This window comes from Flavobacterium sp. KY-23415 (assembly GCF_055384985.1).
On the sequence record NZ_AP044001.1, the window covers coordinates 1394888 to 1416371 of the forward strand.

The window sequence follows — 21484 nt, forward strand, 5'->3', positions numbered from 1 at the left end:
CAATAATTTTTATTTATAACAAGCATAAACATCAAATTCCTTTCGTTTTTTGTAAATTGCAAAAATTTTAATAAAATGAATCTTTACCCTATAGAATCTGGAAATTTCAAATTAGATGGTGGAGCCATGTTTGGAGTTGTACCGAAAGCAATTTGGAATAGAACTAATCCAGCCGACGCTAACAATCTTATTGACATTGCAGCCCGTTGTTTATTGATTGAAGATGGAGAGCGACTTATCTTAATTGACACAGGCATGGGAAACAAACAATCTGAAAAGTTTTTTGGTTATTATTCCCTTTGGGGAAACCACAACCTTGATACTTCTTTGAAAGAAAAAGGGTTTCATAGAGATGACATCACCGATGTTTTCATGACACATCTTCATTTTGACCATTGCGGTGGAAGTGTCAATTGGAACAATAGTAAAACTGGTTATGAAGTAGCTTTTAAAAACGCAAAATTTTGGACGAACGAAAACCATTGGAAATGGGCAACAGAACCAAATCCTAGAGAAAAAGCTTCTTTCCTGAAAGAAAACATTATGCCAATGCATGAAAGTGGGCAATTGAACTTCATCAATAGAGCAGAAAATGGATTTTTAGAAAAAAGTGATTTAGACTTCGGTATATTCTTTGCGGATGGACATACTGAAAAACAAATGATCCCTATGATTAACTATAAAGGAAAGACCATTTGTTTTATGGCAGATTTATTACCGACTGCTGGTCATATTCCATTACCCTATGTTACTGGATATGACACTAGACCTTTATTGTCTATGACCGAAAAAGATATTTTCCTAAGAAAAGCTGTTGAAAACAATTATTATCTTTTTCTTGAACATGATGCTCACAATGAAATTATAACATTACAAGACACTGAGAAAGGAATTCGTTTAAAAGATGTTTTTAAGTGTAATGAAATCTTAAAATAGTGTTAACAATACAATAAAATGTAACATATAAAGTCGATTTTTGTCAAATTAATATTAATATAATCAGATTAAAAAACCAAATACATGAGAAATTTAAAGCCAATCTATTTATCAGCAGCTTTTGCTTTAGCATTAGCTAGTTGTGGTGGTGCAAAACAAATGATTTCTACTCCTGTAGAAAATGTAGATAATTTAGCCTTAAAAGTTACTCCTTTAGCAGAAAAAGATTTACAAAGATGGAGTCATTTAGATCTAGTTAAAGATACAGTTCCTGGAATGAGCGTTGACAAAGCCTATGCTGAACTTTTAAAAGGAAAGAAAAGCACAACTGTAGTGGTTGGAATTGTAGATTCTGGAGTAGATACACGTCATGAAGATTTAAAAAGTGTAATTTGGGTAAATCCAAAAGAAATTGCAGGAAACGGTAAAGACGATGACAACAATGGCTATATTGACGATATCAACGGATGGAATTTCCTTGGAGACAGCAACAACGAGCAATTAGAAATGACTCGTATTGTTAAAAAAGGACCTGGAACACCAGATTATGACAAAGCAAAAGCCGAATTAGATGGTGAATTAAAAGAAGCAATGGGGCAAAAAATGTTCTATGAAAGTCTTTTAAAAGGAGGTAAAGATTTACAAACTTTTTTAAAGAAAGAAGATTTCACTGCTGAAGACTTAAAGGCAATGAAAACTGATAATGAAGAATTAAACAACTCAAAAAACTTCTTTTTAACTAGAGTATTTCCAAGATCAACTGTTGCAGAATTTATGGAACAAGTTAAAGGAGGTATTAATCATTTTAATGATCAATTAAACTATAACTTTAATGTTGATTTCGATGGTCGTAAAGTAGTTGGAGACAATCCAAATGATATTAACGATACTAAATATGGTAACAATAATGTTATTGGTTTAAATCCAGAAGACGCATTACACGGAACTCACGTTGCTGGTATTGTTGCACAAGTAAGAAACAATAAAAAAGGTGGAGATGGTGTTGCTAACAATGTTAAAATCATGGCAATTAGAGCTGTCCCTAACGGAGATGAATATGACAAAGACATTGCTTTAGGAATTCGTTATGCTGTTGATAATGGAGCAAAAGTAATTAATGGTTCTTTCGGGAAATATTATTCTCCTAATAAAGAATGGGTTCAAGATGCATTAAGATATGCTGCTAAAAAAGACGTTTTAGTTATTTTTGCTGCTGGAAACGATTCTAAAGACTTAGATGTAATCAATAAATACCCAAGTGATTCATATGATGGAGCAGAAGAAATTTCAGATAACGTGTTAATTATTGGTGCTTTAGCTCCTAGTTATGGGTCTAAAATGGTAGCTTCCTTCTCTAACTATGGTTCAAAAAATGTTGACATTTTTGCACCAGGAGTTCAAATTTATGCTACTACACCAAACCAATCTTATAAATACCTACAAGGAACATCTATGGCATCTCCTAACGTTGCTGGAGTAGCTGCTTTAATTCGTTCTTATTATCCTAAATTATCAGCTAAACAAGTGAAACAAATAATTATGGATAGCGGAACACCTTTAAAAAACAATGTAACTGTTGGTGCAGATGACAAAAAACACCAAGCAAGTTTTTCTACTGTTTCAAAAACTGGAAAAATAGTAAATGCCTACAATGCATTATTAATGGCAGAAAAAATGTCAAAATAATAAATCACGATAATTAATAAACAAACCACAAAGAAGACAAGCGTTAACTTTGTGGTTTTTAATTTTAAAACAATGAAAAAATTTCTATTAATAACTTTGCTCTCCGCATTAAGTTTTGGGCAAAACAATCCAAACCCAGGCTATTGGCAACAACATGTTGATTACAAAATGGAATTGGATATGAATGTTAAAAATTTTCAATACAATGGAAAGCAAGAATTAGTTTACACAAACAATTCAGCAGACACATTACATAAAGTTTTTTACCATCTCTATTTTAATGCTTTTCAACCAGGAAGCGAAATGGATAGCCGTCTAAAAACCATAGCAGATCCAGACAAAAGAATGGTTAAAACATTTAAAGTAGCAGACAAAGAAGTAAAAGAAAGTAGAATTAGCACTTTAAAACCCGAAGAAATTGGTTATTTAAAAATCAAAAACTTTAAACAGAACGGTAATGATGCTAGAACAAAAGTTATAGGAACAATTTTGGAAGTAACATTAAACCAACCTATTTTACCAAAACAGAAAACAACATTTACACTCGATTTTGAAGGACAAGTACCTTTGCAAGTGAGACGTTCGGGAAGAAATTCTGAAGAAGGAGTTGCATTATCTATGACACAATGGTATCCTAAAATGGCGGAATATGACTTTGAAGGATGGCATGCAGACCCATATATTGGAAGAGAATTTCACGGTGTTTGGGGAAATTTTGATGTCAAAATCAACATCGATAAAAACTATACTATTGGTAGTACAGGATATCTACAAAACAAAAACGAAATTGGCCATGGCTATCAAGATAAAGGTGTAGAAGTAAAACACTCCAAGAAAACGAAAACATTAACTTGGCATTTTATAGCGCCTAACGTTCATGATTTTGCTTGGGGAGCTGACGACAATTACATTCATGATATCACAATTGGACCAAACAATGTCGAATTGCATTTCTTTTATAAGAATAAGGCAGAAAATTTAGAAAATTGGAAAAACTTACAGCCAAAAACTGCAGAAATATTAGATTATTTAAATAAAAGTGTTGGCGAATATCCATACAAACAATATTCTGTTATTCAAGGAGGAGATGGCGGAATGGAATATGCAATGTGCACCTTAATTACAGGAAATAGAAGTTTCGGAAGCTTAGTTGGTGTAACAGCTCACGAATTTGCACATTCGTGGTTCCAACACATTTTAGCTTCAAACGAATCTAAACATGAATGGATGGATGAAGGTTTTACTTCTTTCATTTCAGATTTAGCAATGCAAACAGTACTTCCTTCATCGGAAGATGAACAAAATCCTTTTAAAGATGCTTATAACAACTATAGGTATCTTGTGAAAACTGGAAAAGAACAACCTCTATCAACCCATGCAGACAGATATGACATTAATATGGCATATGGAATTTCTGCATATAGCAAAGGAGAAGTGTTTTTAGCACAATTAGGTTATGTTATTGGTATCGAAAACTTAATGAAGACATTAAAACGCTATTACAGCGATTATAAATTTACTCACCCAACTCCTAATGACATTAAAAGAACAGCAGAAAAAATTTCTGGAGCAAATTTAGATTGGTATTTAGTAGATTGGACGCAAACTACCAACACGATTGACTATGCTATAAATGAAGTTACTGAAGAAAGCAACAAAACTAAAATTACTCTAGAAAGAATTGGAAGAATGCCAATGCCAATAGATATTTTAGTTGTATATACTGATGGCACACAAGAAACATTTTACATTCCAAACACATTAATGCGTTGGGAAAAACCAAATCCTTATCAAGGTTTGTCTAGAACAATTTTAAACGGCTGGGACTGGGCATATCCAACATATACTTTTGAGCTAGAAAAATCAAAATCAGACATCCAAGCTGTTGTTATTGATCCAAGTGAGTTAATGGCAGATGTGGAGTTAGGAAATAATGTTTATGAAAAAGAATAATCATCCATTATTTCATTAAGAAAAGTGAGTCTAATTAGGCTCGCTTTTTTTTTGGAAGACACATTTACGTTTCTCAACTCATGCTAACCTTACAAAAGAGAAACAGAAATACAATCGAATAAATTCTCACACTTGTTTTTTACTTAGGTTAACATATTCAATCTACATCGTTTCATTTTCTTGCTGGTATTCTCTAAACTAATTTCACAAATTCAATAATTTCAGATTTTGTGTTCCTTTCATAGCAATATATACCTCATCAGAACCATTCAAAACACAAGAAACATAGCACTTCTAAAAAAAGTATATTCCTCAATAAAATCAGTACTTTCTCTACTTAAATTCCTTATAAAATCTGACAAAAAGCAGAAAAAAATCTACAAAAACGCTTACGAATTGAAAAAAATCACCCAAACTAATCAAATAATCAGCTAATTAAGAAAATAATCAAAAATATATTGTGTTTTATTTGTTATTAAGATTTATTTCTTTTATATTTGTACTCGGTTAAGCAATTAATCAAATAAAAGTTGAAAAAAATCAAATAAAAAACAATGTATTACCATCAAGAAGAAGAAAATGTCAAAAAAAGAAGTTTTTTAAATGTAAAATATTACAACGATTCATAAAAATCTTTTTCATTCTTTAAAATATACCGACTATTAAAGTGAAAGACGATACATCTGTGTATTAAAAAGATCATTATACCAAGAATGCAATAAGCACTACAGCATAAGACTTCACCCATTATAAATTCTTTACACAATTAATTTAAAAACTGAATTATTCTTAAAAACAAGAATTACTCAGCAAGGAAACGCTATGCCTAATTGCTTTACAGAAAAGAAACGTAAAACCATATAAAACAGGAATTTACCCCAAAATAATTAACAAAAATAAATTTAAATTAAATCAATATGTCAACAAAAAATGATGCGTCACAAACGCTATTTAGAATGGTGAGTTTAAGAAACCCACAATTAACCGAAATTAAAAGCAGAAACTTAGGTTTTATTCAAAGACCAAAAGGAGCAACTGGTGTTTTTGATGTTGTTATTAAAAACCGACCAGCTAATAGTGGTAAGATTAGCGCTTTGGAAGCTTATGTTAAAACATCAGAATTTCAAAAAACAGCCTTCCAATCTGAAAAAGAATTAGAAGAAGGGCCATTTGGTCAATTATTAATCATAGGGAGAAAAATAAGCCGAAAAGAAAAACTAACCGACACAGATTGGCAATTTGCAAAAGATTTTTATAAAAGTCTTATTGATACCAATAAGGAGATAACAGAAGAAGGAATAAAGATATTTGAAAAGCTATGGAGTAACTTGATTTATCAAACCATTTCTCAAAAAGATTTCTACATTAAAGAAGCTGTTACAGATATTTTAAAAGCCATTCATTTAGGTTTTGCACAAAGCATGACCATAGATGAGGATTTCAAAAGAGTCAATGGAGAAAAAACATTCGAAAACGGATTAAACGGTAAAATTGTTTTACCAAAAGAACTGTTTGTTGAAGACGAAATTCCTAACAACCAAATAGCAGCAAAAGGAAGTGCAACTACAACATTATCAAAAACTACAGAACTTCGATTAATCAACGAAGCACAAGCAACTGTACAAGTTCAAAGTGCGATTCTAAAAAAAGAAAGTCTTAAAAAATTAGAAAACGAATTAAAAACGTTCCAAAAATCATTTTTTAAACAAAAGGAAGCTGCATATAAAGTATCTTATAACACCTATCTTGAAGAAAACAAATCGGCATTAAATGAATATGAAACAATAACAAATGAAATTGAACATCTAGTAGAACAAAAAGCTTCAGAAGAAGAATTACTGCCTTTGTATGAAAAAATAAACAATCTAGCTATTGCTCCACATGAATTTACATATAAAAATGAAATTGATGTTGCCGAATTTAACACTAGGCTATCCTCAAAATCATTTGACGTAATGATAGAAACAGTTGTAAACACTGAAATACAAAATATTTCAGAACAAAAAACAGCTGAAAACTTAGAAATTCTATCTAACAGAGAAATGCGTGTTGGCGAGAGCTTAATACAAATTAACGATGATTATGAAACAATAGACGATGTATTAACAAAAATTCAAGAGGAAATTTCTAGTTTAACACAAGTTACGCTAAACAATACTCCTTTAGAACAAGAACACTATATTAACTTAGGTGGAGCAACTATCCCTGTCAATCAAAACATTGAAAGAACACCACTTGCCTATGCTGCTACAATTGGGTTAGACAGATCGGGAGCTTTTATAAGTTTTTCATTTGAAGTAGAAGACACTACTTGGAACGTTGCCACTGCGAAGATCATTGCCGATACAGATTATGGTCATTATGAAGAAAGTTATAGCAACCTACTTGTAAGAAACAACAGAATCGTTTTCCCACCTGTTTTAGTTAAAAAATTCAAAGCATCTCCAAGTTTCAAAATCGAAATTGTTTTCACAAACGAAAGAGAAGTCTTTGCACAAATAGACACTATTGCATACAACACTGTAAAAACAGGAATGCTATTATTGAAAGCTATTGATAAAAACACATCACAGAATGCTGATTCTACAAGAAAAAACTTTGGAATTAAACGATTAGGTATTGCAGATTATCTAAAGGTAGTTCAAAGCGTTCATGCCTATGTGCCAGGCTTAGTTTCTAACATAGAAAATGTAATGGCTAGTGAGCTAAGACACAAATCCTCAGTTTCTAGAGATTATTCAGAAGTAACCGATACCACTTCAAAATTTCAAGAAAACGAGAAACTTTCAGACACCTCTAAGACTTCAAGAACCGACATGCAAACTGAAATTGCTAAGGAAATTGACAAGCAAAAGAGCATAACTGCCAACACAAGATTTAGCTATGATACTGGGGTTTATAATTTCGAAATATCAGGTGGTTTTGCCAATAACACAGCACAACATGATAGCACCCGCCAAGCAGTAATGAAATCGCAAGAAGTTACTGAAAAAGCAATGGAAAGAGTGTTGACTAAAATTTCGGAAGAACGTGTACAAAAAATTATTAAAGAATATACCGAAACAAACGTACATGAATTTGACAACAGAGGAAAAGTAACCGAAACCGACAATGCAGAAGCAGCACAGCCAAAGCATATTTCAGGAGTTTATCGTTGGATTGACATTAAATATAAAAATCAGATTTATAACTACGGTAAACGCACCATGTTTGAGTTTATGATTCCAGAGCCAGCGAAATTACATCGACTTGCATTGGCAACATCTAAAGCACAAATTCTTACCGCTCCAATCGACCCAAGAAAAGCAGAAGATAGCCTAAAAATGATAGATGCTAAAACAGCTACAAAAGAATTGCTTGAATATTGGGCACAAATTTATAAAGTAGAGGTAACGTCAATTTTACCAAACACCAAACAGGTACTACATCAAGCAATTAGTCGTCCAGATACAGATAATGGTTTTGGTCCAGATTACACAAGTTTTGAAATTCCAGAAAATTATATAGGCAAAAACGCAAAATTTATTTGTAATTCAAAGAGAAATAAAGGTGGTGGAATATATGGATCTAGATATTCACTAATGGAATATAGTAACCTTAAAGGAGGTTTTATCAGTAAACTTAAATATGGGAGTGTTAATTTTGAACAAGATATTTTTGGCTTGAATGTAAGTGGCAATGTTGATTTTGGAGTAAAAGGACATAATGTTGATAATTATAATATTTCTGTAACAGTCAATTGTGAATTGAGCAGTCAATATGTTGAACAATGGAAAAAAGAAAACTTCAATGCTATAATTAATGCCTATGAAGAAGCATATGCTAACTTTAAAGAAGAACAAGCAAAATTAGACGAAGAGCAAAAGAAAAAAGAACAAGAAGCAAAAGATAAAATGGGGCAATTTTATCGCTACATGGAACACGATGTGTTAAAACACAATTGTATTGCTTACTTATTACAAGATTATGCTAATATTTTAGGAACAAGCTTTACGCAAGGCGATAAAATGGAAGATTTTCAAGTTCTTTTAGGAGAAGACCTAGACAAATATACCGCTTTAGCCAAGTTCATGGAACAAGCCTTTGAATGGGAAGTTATGGATTATACTTTTTACTCCTACTATTGGGCAAAAAGAGCAATGTGGAAAGAAATGTACATTTCAGATTCAGTAGATCCTTTGTTTAGAAGCTTTTTACAAGCAGGATTAGCCAGAGTGATTGTAACCGTGAAACCTGGTTTTGAAGATGCCGTACAGTTTTTCATGACCACTGGAAAAATATGGAACGGAGGGGAAGTACCTGTAATTGGCGACCCATTATACATGAGTATTGTAGATGAAATGAAAGCTCCAGTAGGCGAACCACAAGGAAAATACTGGATTACCAAATTACCTTCTACATTAACCATCCTACAAGATAAGTCCACTGGTTTACCTGTAGAACGACCTTTACCTATTTTCCCAGAAAATGACCCAGAACAATGCGAAAATCCAAACGAGTTGGAAAATAATTCTAGCTTTAGACTGGATGAAGCAAATTTGTTAAGATCAGATAAAACTGAAAGTACGTTACCTAAAAATTAGGATGTTTCATAAAATTTAGCGGTGTTTCAATCACCGCTAAATTTTCATTAAAAAAATTAAGTGAAATAAAAAGAAATATGGATCAGCCTAAAAAAATAAAAATAAAAGCATTAAGACTGCCTGAAAACACATTAGGATCTGTTAACCCTCAAGCTTCTAAAAATGCTTATAAAGACGACTTTTATGGAAACAACGAAAAAGATGGGGTTGACTTCCCTGCTTTGTTACAGCTAATAAACAAAGTAAACACAAATCCTAAATGCATTTTCAAATGGAACGATTTTGAAAGACAACCAACTATTCGCACATATAACACAAGAGATGGTGAAGGTGGGACAATTCAAAGAATGAAAATTACCGCTAACAACATCCCATTTACCTATAAAAACGAATTTGGTCAAACAATAGAAACAGCGTTACAAGCCAAACTTAATAGAAGAATAGATTTCATCGATTCCCAATGGGGTCATAAGATAGACATAGATGCAAAAAGAAATAAGATTTTTGCACAGTTGTCATTTTATTATGTCAATACTGAAAAATTTAGAAAAGAAGTAGAATCAACATCAAATCCGAATGATTTTAGTATAAATGATAAATATAGAGCGATTATTTTTCAAACGGAAAACTTAACCGACTTTGCCTATTTAATAAAAGAAATTGACTCAAACTATTCTGATCATATAAAAGAGAAAATAACAGAAAAAATGGTGGCGGCATTAAAAGCTACCAAAGATAAAGAAGAAATTGTGTTTCTGTTTGAAAATGCTCCAAGTTGGATTGCTGAAAACTTCACTAGCGAAGAGTTAATAAACTATTTGCAATTCATATTAAGTTATGATGTGGATGGTTTTTGGAGCGGCTATGTAGATGGAAGTTCTGCATTTATCAATGCATTAAGAGGATTTAATACACAAGAAAAATGTGTCGATTTATATACTTTTTTTAAAAACAATCCTGAGAAATTAAAAAAAATCTATCATGCATTAGATGGAACTTCCGTTTGGGAAGGAACTCAAATGGCCAACAAAACCATTTTTGCCTCTTTCCTAGTAAGTTTATGTTATGCGAATTATGATAAGTTAGAATTTGCTTCGAAAACATTTTTTATTGGTGATGGCTATAAGGTCAATACATCTGCCATAGGAGCTTTAGATTTTAATGAAACCCAATATTTTTTAAAACAGGAAAGAACAAAATTGATAACAATGATTCCATTGCCAAATTTTGCGTACTATCCTTTAATGTATGATGAAGATTTAGAAGAAGGTCAATATTATGATCCACTAGAAATGGTTACCATTTATGATCTTGGTAAAAAAGGGGCTTCAACTCATTCAAAATCAATTCCTATGGTTGTACCCGCTATTTTCTTGCATGATTTAGCCTCAAGAGAAGAATTGGCTGAGATTTTAAAAGCAGTTCGTATAGGTGCAAATATATTTGTTATAGCCCTTTCGGTTGCTTCCTTTGGTTCTGCTAGTCCATTAGTAGCCCTGATGCTAGGGGTAGATATTGCGCTGGCTACTACCGATACTATAATTGCGTTGGTAGAAGACCAACTTTCGCAAGAGTTTCTAGAAACATGGAGTAAAATTTATTTAATAGGGGGTGCTGTAGCAGCAACTCCATTACTATTAGATAAAATTTTCAAAATAGGAATAAAAGTATTGAATGGCACAGTGAAGGCAGAATTTAAAAATTTTGTAAGAGCCTTTATATTTAAAATAATTATTGAAAAAAATATTGCTAATTTTACAAAGAATACAATTAAAGAAATTCTTTTTGTAGAAGAAACAATAATTTCCAAAGGAGTTAGAATTGAATTTGCAAATATTACCCGATTACAAAAAGCTGGAACAACTTTTATAAAAGGAATTGGTTTTGATGGAAAAGTAAAAGGTTATGCTGTAATTTATAAAGGAGAAGAAATTGCGAGTGGAACAGCTAAGGAAGTTCGAGAAACTTTAAAAGAAGCTTGGAAAGCTAGTGGAAGTAAATTAATTGAGGTTTTAGATAATATTTGGTTAAATAAATCATATAAACTAATCGAAATTTTGGATGAAACTAGAAAGCCAATTGGGGAATTTGATGAGATTTTTCATAATCGAAGGTTATTTGTTGAAGATAAATCAGCTGAAGGAATACTTAGAAATATAAACCCTATAACTGGTAAACCTTGGTCTACATTTGAAAATTGGGCTAAAAAACAAATTTATGAGAAAACTTATAATAGAATTAAAGCTCTGGAAAAAGCAAAATCTACTCGCCCGAGATTACCTATTGGTTCTGCACCTAAAATTGAAAAAATTAGACACATAAGAAAGTTAATGTTTCACGTCTTAGAAACTGATATTGGAATTCAAAAAGCAGTTTCAAATCAGATAAAACTATTAGAGAAAGAGTTTCCAAATTGGGAATTTACATCTAAATTTGGTAAATAAACTTTTAAAAAACAGATTAAAAATGGCATATTGCATCATAAAAAAAACGAAGAAAGGTATTATAAGTGAGATTCCAATTTCAACTTATGATTTATTTCATGAATATTGGCTACCACTTTTTGAAAAACAGGGCTTGGTAAATTTATCAAATTTTAGATTTTCTCATGATCTGGAGAAAGAGGAAATTAAAGATATAATTCATGAATTGAGTTCATTAATTCCTTACATAAATGGTGAATGGGAAATAGAGAGAGCCAAATTTATTCTTAGTGAATTAAAATTGATAAATTTTGATGATTATGAATATATAAATATTGGTTAAAGTACAAGAAATATAATGAAATACGGTTATTCATTTTTTTGAGGTGCTATGAAAAATACCTGATGAAGATAGGTTTGGCTCAAGATAATTTGTGGGTGGTGAAGATAATAAACAAACCCGATAGCTCGGATTTATACAATCCAAATATAAGCGTTTAGTTTTCAACGCAACAGTTAGTGCGGAAATGCTTTCCGTGCCCTCAAAGACGAGAAAACAAACTAAAAAAACACAATTATAATTGTGTTTTTTTAGTTTTGTAATAAATATTTATATAAGCCATGTCGACAAAATACAAAGCCACTACAACAGAAGAGTGTTATTTTATTACCATTACAACTGTAGGTTGGATAGATGTTTTTACACGATTAAATCAAAAGCAAAACATCATCAAAGCACTGCAATACTGCCAATTAAATAAAAGTTTGGAGATTTATGCCTATTGCATTATGTCAAATCACATACATATACTTTGTAAAGCCACAGAAGGTTTTATACTAAGTGATATTATTCGTGATTTCAAAAAATTTACTTCCAAGAAAATTATTCAAACTATCATTGACCAACCTGAGAGCAGACGCGAATGGATGTTGGATTATTTTAAAAAATATTGTGAACATTTAAAAAGACATCAAACGTATAAAGTTTGGCAAGATGGATATCACGCAGAACATATTTTCAGCAATAAATTTATAAAACAAAAATTGGAATATATTCATCATAATCCTGTAAAAGATCAAATTGTAGTAATGCCTGAAGATTATTATTTTAGTTCTGCTAGAAATTATGCTGGATTAGAAAATGATTTAGAAGTGATACTTTTATCTATGTTTTAAAAGCCAATAGGAATGGGCACGGAAAGCATTTCCGCGCTAACTGTTGTGTTGAGAAATGCGTTGAGTAAATCGGAACGATCTGGTTAAAATTTACACGATATAATGACAAGGGAGAAGCTATAGAAATGAATGTCCCAGCAATTTTTGTAAAATATGCTTCAGATGTTAAGGAATGGGAAAAAGTTAATGAAGGTGTTCGTTAGGGAACAAATATACTTATGCTAGTATTGGGACCAGCTGCTCTAATCTCTAGTGTGGGTTCATTGATGCTCTATGCTGCCATTGCAGATATAGGATTGGCCTATATAGATATTATTGTGCAAGGCGAAAAAGAAAATTTAAAACGAAGTGAAGAAGGAAAAGCGTTTTTAGAAAGTTGGGAAAAAATATATACCGTTGGTAGTGTAGCAACTTTCAGTCCTATTGCTATAAAAGCAGTTACCACCTATGGGCCAAAAATGCTAAAATCTGGAGCAAGGTTGTTACAAGTACCTGGTAAGATTATTACAAATCCTGAGGTCTATAAGAAAATTAAAGACCTTACCACCAAAGCTATATACAGTATAGAAATACCCAATTTTAATAAAACAGGTTTGGAAATACTAGAAATAGGTATTAAGGAATTTGCCGAATTAAAAAATGCTGAAAAACTTCAAAAATTAGGTGTTATATTTGTAAAAGGAGCAGAGGGTACCTTAGCCGTTATATACAAGGGTGTTTCTTTGATGGCTGGTAAGGTAGATGAAATCACAGAAAAACTACAAACGGCATTAAATAAACTGAATGTTAAAAAGCTTGAAAAATATGTAGATGAGCTTCTTGAAGTTGCATTGGATAATATAAAAGGTAAAGGATTATATGGTGGAAAAATTTTATCACAAGCAGATTTAGATGTATGGGCAAAAACTTTATTGAAAAAATATGGTACCAAACTGGAAAAAGTAGATAGTTTTGATAAACCAGGTATTTTAGCACAATTTGATTCAAACACCAATACGATTCTATACAAAGATGATGTTACAGAATATTTTATGCTTCATGAATCTTTTCATGCAGAAGAAATGTATAAAATAGGTTTTACCGAATATGTGAAAAACGCACCTTTAAAAGGTATAAAAGAAGATCAATGGACAAATGAAAATTGGATTAGGCTTTATAAAAGAGAAAAATATGTCTACGATAGGTTAGTTGAGAGTGCAAAAAAATATAATTTGAACCCACAAGAAGTATCAACTCCGCCGTATGGACATGCTTTTCAATATTTTGATAGATTCGTAGTCTTAGAATTAGAGACTAGAAACATTCCAATACCTAAAATTTAAAATTATGATAGAACAGAAATTAGAAGAAAAATTAAGAAATTTTTTAAAAGATAATAATAGAGAATATTACAAAGATTCTATTAGATATAAAGGTTTAAGAGAATCGGGATATATTGATGGTACAATAAGAAATTTTCATATAGTTTCCTATATGGTTTCCGTTTCAGACTTACAATATGACTCAGATTGGATTTTTTATGCATCTTTCGACGAAAAAAATCATAATCTAATCGAGATTATTGGTCCTCAATCATATGAAAATTTTGAAAAATAATATGTTAACAGATGAACAAATGCTACAAATAGCAGAACGTTATTTACAAAGATTAGAAAAAGATAATGATATAGAAATGTTAATTTATCCTGATGAAATAATTAAAAAACCTTATGGAAATATTTATTTATTTGATGCTAAAGAATACCTTCTCACAGCAAATCCAGACAAACAATTGGTTGGTAATGGTCCGTTTTTAGTTGAAAAAAAGACAGGAAGAGTTGTTAGATTTGGGACTTTAGGCACAATAGAAAATCAATTAAAAGACTATGAAAATGGTACAATAGAAAGGACATTAACTCGTTATTGGTATCCTGATGAAGATAGGTTTGGCTCAAGATAATTTGTGGGTGGTGAAGATAATAAACAAACCCGATAGCTCGGATTTATACAATCCGAATATAAGCGTTTAGTTTTCAACGCAACAGTTAGCGCGGAAATGCTTTCCGTGCCCTCAAAGACAAGAAAACAAACTAAAAAAACACAATTATAATTGTGTTTTTTTAGTTTTGTAATAAATATTTATATAAGCCATGTCGACAAAATACAAAGCCACTACAACAGAAGAGTGTTATTTTATTACCATTACAACTGTAGGTTGGATAGATGTTTTTACACGATTAAGTCAAAAGCAAAACATCATCAAAGCACTGCAATATTGTCAATTAAACAAAGGTTTGGAGATTTATGCCTATTGCATTATGTCAAATCACATACATATACTTTGTAAAGCCACAGAAGGTTTTATACTAAGTGATATTATTCGTGATTTCAAAAAATTTACTTCCAAGAAAATTATTCAAACTATCATTGACCAACCCGAGAGCAGACGCAAATGGATATTGGATTATTTTAAAAAATCTTGTGAACATTTAAAAAGACATCAAACGTATAAAATTTGGCAAGATGGATATCACGCAGAACATATTTTTAGCAATAAATTTTTAAAACAAAAATTGGAATATATTCATCTTAATCCTGTAAAAGATCAAATTGTAGTAATGCCTGAAGATTATTATTTTAGTTCTGCTAGAAATTATGCTGGATTAGAAAATGATTTAGAAGTGATACTTTTATCTTTGTTTTAAAAGCCAATAGGAATGGGCTCGGAAAACATTTCCGCGCTAACTGTTGTGTTGAGAAATGCGTTGAGTAAATCGGAGCGATCTGGTTTATATAAATCTTAATGGCAGAAAATGTGTTTTGGCAATAAAATCATTTAAAGATAATGCAATTGATATTACACATCCAGTTTTTAAAGCACTTCAAAGAAAAGGTGTGGTAATTATAACAGATTTACAACAAATTAAAAATTTAAGATAATGGGAAATACAATTAACATCATAAGTAAAGAATATTTAAAAACGACAGAATTAATTATCGTAATTGAAAAAATTGCAAAGAAGTTAATTTATCAAACTGGAAAGTCGTACTCTGAAGAATATGATATTACTGATATTGGTTTGTTTAAGGAAAATTCAAATGATTATTTAAGCGTTAGAATTAGCTGTAAATCTGATTATAACGATACATTTAACAATCTTTATGGAATTAATAATTATGGAATTATGATAAGCATTGAGTATACTTATGAAGATAAAATGCTCATTCCTTTTCTAAAGGAAATAATGTCTGAAATACCAAATATTTTAATATACAATGAAGAAACTACTAAAGGAATAGATAGTATTATATTTAATAAATCTCAAGTTTTGAATTTTCCTCAGAAAGACACTTACACTCTATTAAATACACCATTAAATTAAATTGTTTTAGTTAAGATAATTTCTAAAAAAAATTAATACAAAAAGGCAGGAAACCATTATGTTAACAGATGAACAAATACAACAAATTGCAAATAAATATTTGTCATTTTTAGAGAATGAAATGAAAACCGAATTAATGTTTTTTGACGGATTCGACAAAAAACCGTATGGAAATATTTATCATTATTTTGCAAAAAAAGATTATGATAGAGTCAATGGAACTGTTTTTGTTTTTAATGGGCCTTTTTTAGTAGAAAAAGCTACAGGTAGAATTGTTATTTTTGGAACAGCTTACCCTGAAGAACACTATGTAAGAGCATATGAAAATGATGCATTAGAGCCTTGTTTAAGGGGTTATTGGTATCCCGAAATAGAAACCTATAGTCATAAATAAATCTATTTTAGCTACTACTAAAAATTACAAAAGCTAGTTTAATATAAAAACATGAATTAGTTTATTTTCTAAAAAAATAACTTAGATTATTTACATTATAATAGAGAAAAGACTGTGCAGATTGCACAGCCTTTTCTCTATTATATTAATGCATAGAATTAATTCTTATGCTTGCTTTTACTAGGGCTAATGCTTTTATTTTCGTCATTTCAACATCTTTATCTTGGTGATGTTTGTTCTGACTTACTAATTTCACAAATCCTGGCTGTTCCGATTTTTGTATGTACTTTACAGTTATATACTCTTCTCCGCTCATGTCCATACTTAACAAATACATCTCTCCCCAAAAAATTTCATTTCTAATGTCATTTACTTCTTTGTAAAGAACAATATCACCACTTTTTAATAAAGGATACATACTGTCTCCTGTTACATAAACTGCCCCATCACATTTTGGCAATCTAGGTATCGAAATATAATCTAAAGGCGTTTGTGTTGTTCTGTCTTGAAACAAAGGTACCAAACCAGCAACTGCTTCAATATCATATAAAGGAATTTGTTGACCATCGATACTTTTGTCTGTACGAAGACCATAGGTTTCTATCTTTTTATTCAATAAAAAATCTTCTTCTTCTTTATACATAGTACCCATGCCTGTTAATAACCATATCGGATTTAAATCAGTATAGATCGATAGAATATTTTCTATAACATTAGAACCGATACTTTTTCCTTCTTTAACTGCTTTAGAAATGCTACCTCTACCAGCACCTAAACTGTTTTCAAAAGCATAAAAACTTAATCCTTTTTTTTCTATATATTGACCTAAACGTTCTGAAACCATGATTTTTGTCTTTAAAATTTAAACAAAAATATGAAAATTTTCAATATAAATAAAAATATCAGATTTTTTTCATTTAAAAAATATTTCAACCCCAGATCTTACAGTTAAGATTCTAATCCAATAAATTTAGAATCAACCCTTTTACGACGACATTATCTAAGACCTTTTCCCTAATCAAGCAATACTAAAAATCCTTTTTTTCTTAATCCTAAAAAAAATAGGGAGATCTAAGAAAGATTATATTGGTAATTATTACTGCTTTTTCTAAAACATTAACCAAGATCAATTTAAAAAAAGAATAAAATCAAATTAAAAAAGAATATTTTCTTTTTAAATGCGTAAATAATCAAACAATTAGGCATATTTAAGAATATTTTCTGTATTTTATTTGTTATATTGAATATTTTCTTTTACATTTGCAGTGTTATTATGATTTAAAGCTTAATAATTAGAATATATTCTTTTAAAAATAATAAGATGCGCAGCTTATTATCAAATTTTAAAATAAAAGATAAAAAAATGAGTACACAAATTAAAAACACGCTCTTCAGATTTGTAACCATGAGAGCACCCGAGTTAATTGAAAAAGAAAAAGTAGAAGCAGGTTTTGTAAAACATCCTGAAGCTGAAAAAACGTCAAATGAAGTTTTTCAAAGTAGCTTTCTTGAACAAATTGCTCGAAATCCAGAAAAGAATAAAAATCAATTATTAAAAGATGTTTCAAAAGAATATGAAGCTGTAGCTTTATTAAAAAAAGAAGTACTTGTAGAAAAAGGTTTGGTTTCGCAAAAAATCTATGATTTTTCCATCTGGTTAACCAAAAACAGAGCTACGCTAACATTAGAATCGTTTTCCAAAAAAATTACAGAACTTGGTGAGACAGAAAAAATTGATAACGATTCACTAATCAAACTTTGGGACAATCTATTCTTTCAAATAGTAACATCTAAATCTGCCTATCTTAGAGACGCAATACTCTCTGTTTTGGTTGCCGATTTTTTTCTTCAAAACTATACATCCATAAAAGGTGAAGTAGCGCTCTTGAGAAAATTAGCACAAGCTAGAGTAATCATGCCAAAAATACTATTTGGAAAAACAGAAATCGCTTCAACGGTAAGTGCTAAAACCGCTACTTCAAACAGAGCGACTATAGATCAATTAACAAAAGAAGTAGAAACGATTAAGGCAAACGAAAAAATTGCTCAATTAAATGCCACAATAGATGAATTAAAGAGGGCTGAAAAAACCTATCAAAAGGAAAATCAAATTGCCTATGATGAAGCCTGCAAATGCCATCAACAAAATGTAGAAGAAGCCTATGCAGCAGCAACTAAAGTAGAAAAAACAATTATAGATCCGGTAACAAATACGGAAAAAACAATTGTTGAATATGAAAACTTAAACTTGCCTACTTTCAGCTTTAACAAAGCAGCGCAACTAGATTCTGAAACACTTAGCAGTCGTGTTTCTACTACTACTTTACAAGTTGTGGAAAAAATTGTAGCAGAGAACAGTTATACTTCTTTTGATGAAGTAATCAATGAATTAAAACAAGAAGTGGGCACAACAACCCAAACGTTATTTGCTAACAATCAATTATCGCAAGCAATTGTAAGCGCAAATGGCATTTTGCTTCCAGTGGCTAACACAACCAACATTACCAATGTTTTTGTGTTAACAAATACTGGTCTTAATTTTAATGGAACCACTTCTTTGCAATTATTATTTAGTGGAATTCCAAATTTAGAAAATGTCGTTTCTTCAAATTACAAACTAATTATAGATAATAATTCTGTTCCTGTTGAAGCGATTTCCTTCCAAAGCGAAATTAATAATGGAAAACTAGCTGTTAAAATTTTCACAGATGGAATTGACCTGTCAACAAGCAAAAACATCCAATTATCGGGTACTTTCATTTTGGAGAATGATGACAAAATAGTATTTAGTGGTAATGCAAGCATAACTAGAAGTGCCACAAGAGAATTAATTAGTTATACCGTTTCGGGCAAAGGCACCTATGAACTAACATTAGGGAATACTGACATTGGCGATAATGGCAACCAATCTAACAATAGTTTAGACTATATTCCTTCTGGTTATGGCATTAACCGTTTGGGAATTGCAGACTACAGAAAAGTAGAACAAGAAGTGTGTTGCTACGTTCCTGGAGAAGTATCGCATGTAGAAAACATAATGGCTCGTGAATATAAAGAAAAAACAACCCGCCGTTTAAGAAGGTCTGAAGATACAACTACAACAAGCAAAGAACAAGAAATTGAAAAACTGACAGATACCTCAACGACCGATCGTTTCGAAATGAACCAAGAAGTGAGTTCTCTATTGGCTGAAGACACACATCAAGGGGTATTTGTTAACGCAGGTTATTCAAACCAAGCTGCAGGATACTCTTTAAATGCTGGTGCCGATTTTGCCACCAACACCACGTCTGAAGAGTCCAATTCGCAAGCGGTTACCCATGCTAAAGAAATTACAGAAAGAGCATTAGACCGAGTTGTTAAAAAGGCTAAAGAGGAACGTATTTCTAAGATTATTGAAGAATATTCAGAAGAAAACACACATGGTTTCGATAACAGAAAAGGAGACAGTCATGTTTCGGGTGTATATCGTTGGATCGACAAGATCTACAAAAATAAAGTTGTGAATTATGGAAAACGACTAATGTATGAGTTCATGATTCCTGAACCTGCTAATTTTCATAATGTAGCATCAGAAAACTCTAAAAATGAAAAATACAACATCATACTTGAAAAACCTATTGATCCTAGAAAATCAAAAGAGAACCCAGTATTAAAACTAGATAGCAGTTTTGACGAGAACTATAAATATTGGGCAATTAAGTACAATGCGAATGTTAGTCCAAAACCTGAAACAAAAATAAAGGTAGGTAAATCATTTACATATGGTGAACACACTCTTGATATTGCCAAAGCTGAAACAGACAGTATTAAGATACCAGACGGATATGTTTCAAAAGAGGTTCAGGTAGTATATAAGTCTTATATGTCTCCAACGCCAACTCATATAGATAACAGATGGAAAAGAAGTTATTTAATTGTTGGTAATGTTTTTAGAGATATTAATCAGAGTAGTTTGCTTTCTAATACAGACGGTCAGTTTTTCCCAATAAATGATTATCGAAAAGAAGTTCCTGTTTCTCTTTCACATGTAAATGTTTATATAACAAATATTTCAGTTTCATTAATTTGTGAAATGGAAGATTCATACTATAAAAGTTGGCAGATTGAAACATTCAATACGATTATTAGAGCATATGAAGAAAAATTAGCCGAATACAACGCAAAATTAGCCGAATTAAAATCGATGCAAGCAGAAAAAGCGAAAACAAACCCTGCTTTTTATCGTCAGATAGAAAACATGGTTTTAAGAAAAAATTGTATCGAATATTTAATTAGTCAAGAAGCATTAGGAAAAGAATCATTAATTACAGGAAGCCATGTTACAGACACGCATGTGAAGTATGATGCACCACTGTTAGGAACCTATGCAGGAAAAGTGAAATTCTTTGAACAAGCTTTTGAGTGGGATTTAATGAGCTATAATTTCTACCCATTCTATTGGGCAAGCAAAGAAAACTGGGCAAGTTTATATAACATTAACGATATAGACGACCCTACTTTTAGAGCCTTTTTACAAAGCGGAATGGCAAGAGTAATTCTTACAGTGCGTCCAGGGTTTGAAGAAGCCGTTAACTGGTATATGGCAACGGGACAAGTATGGAATGGTGGACAAGTGCCAACAATGGACGATGAACTATTCGTCTCCATCATAGAAGAGCTTCGCGTTAAGGAAGGAGAAGTGGAAGAAACTTGGGAAAGCCGAGTACCTACTTCTTTAACAGTAATACAAGCAGGAAGCATTGGTTTAAACGTGCAAGGATTGCCTTGCAATACCGATTGCGACGATCATTTACTATTTGGTTCAGATGGAAACCCCATTAAACAAAATGTAGATACCAACGGAAACGATGTAGTATTAGGAAACAGTCAAAATAGCACCACAACAACCGACCCAGATGGTCTTGTGGGGGGAGCTAGACCTGTAGAAGAAGGAGCCGCCTAATGGTATTGTATAACCCAAAACCCCAA

15 protein-coding genes are annotated in these 21484 nt (G+C 31.4%); 14 read left to right on the forward strand and 1 reads right to left on the reverse strand.

All coding sequences use genetic code 11. The features are described 5' to 3' along the window. The first annotated feature begins 75 nt into the window (after positions 1–75). The 13 genes from ACZ49Z_RS06220 to ACZ49Z_RS06280 all read left to right on the forward strand — a co-directional run bounded on the left by ACZ49Z_RS06220 (position 76) and on the right by ACZ49Z_RS06280 (position 16513). A complete protein-coding gene (locus tag ACZ49Z_RS06220; RefSeq protein WP_464307324.1) occupies positions 76–936 on the forward strand; it encodes an MBL fold metallo-hydrolase in 861 nt (286 codons plus the stop codon). 84 nt (positions 937–1020) lie between these two features. After that, positions 1021–2622: a S8 family peptidase gene (locus ACZ49Z_RS06225; protein ID WP_464307325.1), complete on the forward strand. Its 1602-nt coding sequence runs from the start codon at positions 1021–1023 to the stop codon at positions 2620–2622. Between the two features lie 72 nt (positions 2623–2694). Then, the gene (locus ACZ49Z_RS06230) at positions 2695–4575 is read left to right on the forward strand and encodes a M1 family metallopeptidase (RefSeq protein WP_464307326.1); all 1881 of its coding nucleotides are present in this window, start codon (positions 2695–2697) and stop codon (positions 4573–4575) included. A gap of 917 nt (positions 4576–5492) precedes the next feature. Next, complete coding sequence (locus tag ACZ49Z_RS06235) at positions 5493–9158, forward strand: hypothetical protein (protein ID WP_464307327.1); 3666 nt, start codon at positions 5493–5495, stop codon at positions 9156–9158. A 77-nt stretch (positions 9159–9235) separates the two neighbouring features. Beyond that, complete coding sequence (locus ACZ49Z_RS06240) at positions 9236–11602, forward strand: hypothetical protein (protein ID WP_464307328.1); 2367 nt, start codon at positions 9236–9238, stop codon at positions 11600–11602. A 22-nt stretch (positions 11603–11624) separates the two neighbouring features. Further along, positions 11625–11924, forward strand: coding sequence for a hypothetical protein (locus tag ACZ49Z_RS06245; protein WP_464307329.1), 300 nt, complete (start codon positions 11625–11627; stop codon positions 11922–11924). A 278-nt stretch (positions 11925–12202) separates the two neighbouring features. Next, the gene (locus ACZ49Z_RS06250) at positions 12203–12757 is read left to right on the forward strand and encodes an REP-associated tyrosine transposase (RefSeq protein WP_464307330.1); all 555 of its coding nucleotides are present in this window, start codon (positions 12203–12205) and stop codon (positions 12755–12757) included. 218 nt (positions 12758–12975) lie between these two features. After that, positions 12976–14079: a zincin-like metallopeptidase toxin domain-containing protein gene (locus ACZ49Z_RS06255; protein WP_464307331.1), complete on the forward strand. Its 1104-nt coding sequence runs from the start codon at positions 12976–12978 to the stop codon at positions 14077–14079. 4 nt (positions 14080–14083) lie between these two features. Next, complete coding sequence (locus ACZ49Z_RS06260; RefSeq protein WP_445712371.1) at positions 14084–14353, forward strand: hypothetical protein; 270 nt, start codon at positions 14084–14086, stop codon at positions 14351–14353. A 19-nt stretch (positions 14354–14372) separates the two neighbouring features. After that, a complete protein-coding gene (locus ACZ49Z_RS06265) occupies positions 14373–14696 on the forward strand; it encodes a YrhB domain-containing protein (RefSeq protein WP_464307332.1) in 324 nt (107 codons plus the stop codon). A gap of 190 nt (positions 14697–14886) precedes the next feature. Beyond that, positions 14887–15441 carry an REP-associated tyrosine transposase gene (locus tag ACZ49Z_RS06270; RefSeq protein ID WP_464307333.1) on the forward strand — a complete coding sequence of 185 codons (555 nt, stop codon included), beginning with the start codon at positions 14887–14889 and terminating at the stop codon, positions 15439–15441. Positions 15442–15675: 234 nt separating this feature from the next. Then, a complete protein-coding gene (locus ACZ49Z_RS06275; protein ID WP_464307334.1) occupies positions 15676–16119 on the forward strand; it encodes a hypothetical protein in 444 nt (147 codons plus the stop codon). A 58-nt stretch (positions 16120–16177) separates the two neighbouring features. Continuing rightward, the gene (locus tag ACZ49Z_RS06280; protein WP_464307335.1) at positions 16178–16513 is read left to right on the forward strand and encodes a hypothetical protein; all 336 of its coding nucleotides are present in this window, start codon (positions 16178–16180) and stop codon (positions 16511–16513) included. A gap of 145 nt (positions 16514–16658) precedes the next feature. Here the strand turns inward: ACZ49Z_RS06280 and ACZ49Z_RS06285 are convergent, their stop codons facing one another. After that, positions 16659–17357, reverse strand: a complete 699-nt coding sequence (locus ACZ49Z_RS06285; RefSeq protein WP_464307336.1) for a S24 family peptidase — start codon at positions 17355–17357, stop codon at positions 16659–16661. 519 nt (positions 17358–17876) lie between these two features. Here ACZ49Z_RS06285 and ACZ49Z_RS06290 point away from each other — a divergent pair. Beyond that, on the forward strand, positions 17877–21458 hold the full coding sequence (locus tag ACZ49Z_RS06290) for a hypothetical protein (RefSeq protein ID WP_464307337.1): 3582 nt from the start codon (positions 17877–17879) through the stop codon (positions 21456–21458). Positions 21459–21484 lie beyond the last annotated feature (26 nt).

What these genes read in the sequence shown, in the direction of transcription:
- ACZ49Z_RS06220 (WP_464307324.1), top strand. Translation starts at nt 76, where the DNA reads ATGAATCTTTACCCTATAGAATCTGGAAATTTCAAATTAGATGGTGGA.
- ACZ49Z_RS06225 (WP_464307325.1), top strand. Translation starts at nt 1,021, where the DNA reads ATGAGAAATTTAAAGCCAATCTATTTATCAGCAGCTTTTGCTTTAGCA.
- ACZ49Z_RS06230 (WP_464307326.1), top strand. Translation starts at nt 2,695, where the DNA reads ATGAAAAAATTTCTATTAATAACTTTGCTCTCCGCATTAAGTTTTGGG.
- ACZ49Z_RS06235 (WP_464307327.1), top strand. Translation starts at nt 5,493, where the DNA reads ATGTCAACAAAAAATGATGCGTCACAAACGCTATTTAGAATGGTGAGT.
- ACZ49Z_RS06240 (WP_464307328.1), top strand. Translation starts at nt 9,236, where the DNA reads ATGGATCAGCCTAAAAAAATAAAAATAAAAGCATTAAGACTGCCTGAA.
- ACZ49Z_RS06245 (WP_464307329.1), top strand. Translation starts at nt 11,625, where the DNA reads ATGGCATATTGCATCATAAAAAAAACGAAGAAAGGTATTATAAGTGAG.
- ACZ49Z_RS06250 (WP_464307330.1), top strand. Translation starts at nt 12,203, where the DNA reads ATGTCGACAAAATACAAAGCCACTACAACAGAAGAGTGTTATTTTATT.
- ACZ49Z_RS06255 (WP_464307331.1), top strand. Translation starts at nt 12,976, where the DNA reads ATGCTAGTATTGGGACCAGCTGCTCTAATCTCTAGTGTGGGTTCATTG.
- ACZ49Z_RS06260 (WP_445712371.1), top strand. Translation starts at nt 14,084, where the DNA reads ATGATAGAACAGAAATTAGAAGAAAAATTAAGAAATTTTTTAAAAGAT.
- ACZ49Z_RS06265 (WP_464307332.1), top strand. Translation starts at nt 14,373, where the DNA reads ATGCTACAAATAGCAGAACGTTATTTACAAAGATTAGAAAAAGATAAT.
- ACZ49Z_RS06270 (WP_464307333.1), top strand. Translation starts at nt 14,887, where the DNA reads ATGTCGACAAAATACAAAGCCACTACAACAGAAGAGTGTTATTTTATT.
- ACZ49Z_RS06275 (WP_464307334.1), top strand. Translation starts at nt 15,676, where the DNA reads ATGGGAAATACAATTAACATCATAAGTAAAGAATATTTAAAAACGACA.
- ACZ49Z_RS06280 (WP_464307335.1), top strand. Translation starts at nt 16,178, where the DNA reads ATGTTAACAGATGAACAAATACAACAAATTGCAAATAAATATTTGTCA.
- ACZ49Z_RS06285 (WP_464307336.1), bottom strand. Translation starts at nt 17,357, where the DNA reads ATGGTTTCAGAACGTTTAGGTCAATATATAGAAAAAAAAGGATTAAGT.
- ACZ49Z_RS06290 (WP_464307337.1), top strand. Translation starts at nt 17,877, where the DNA reads ATGAGTACACAAATTAAAAACACGCTCTTCAGATTTGTAACCATGAGA.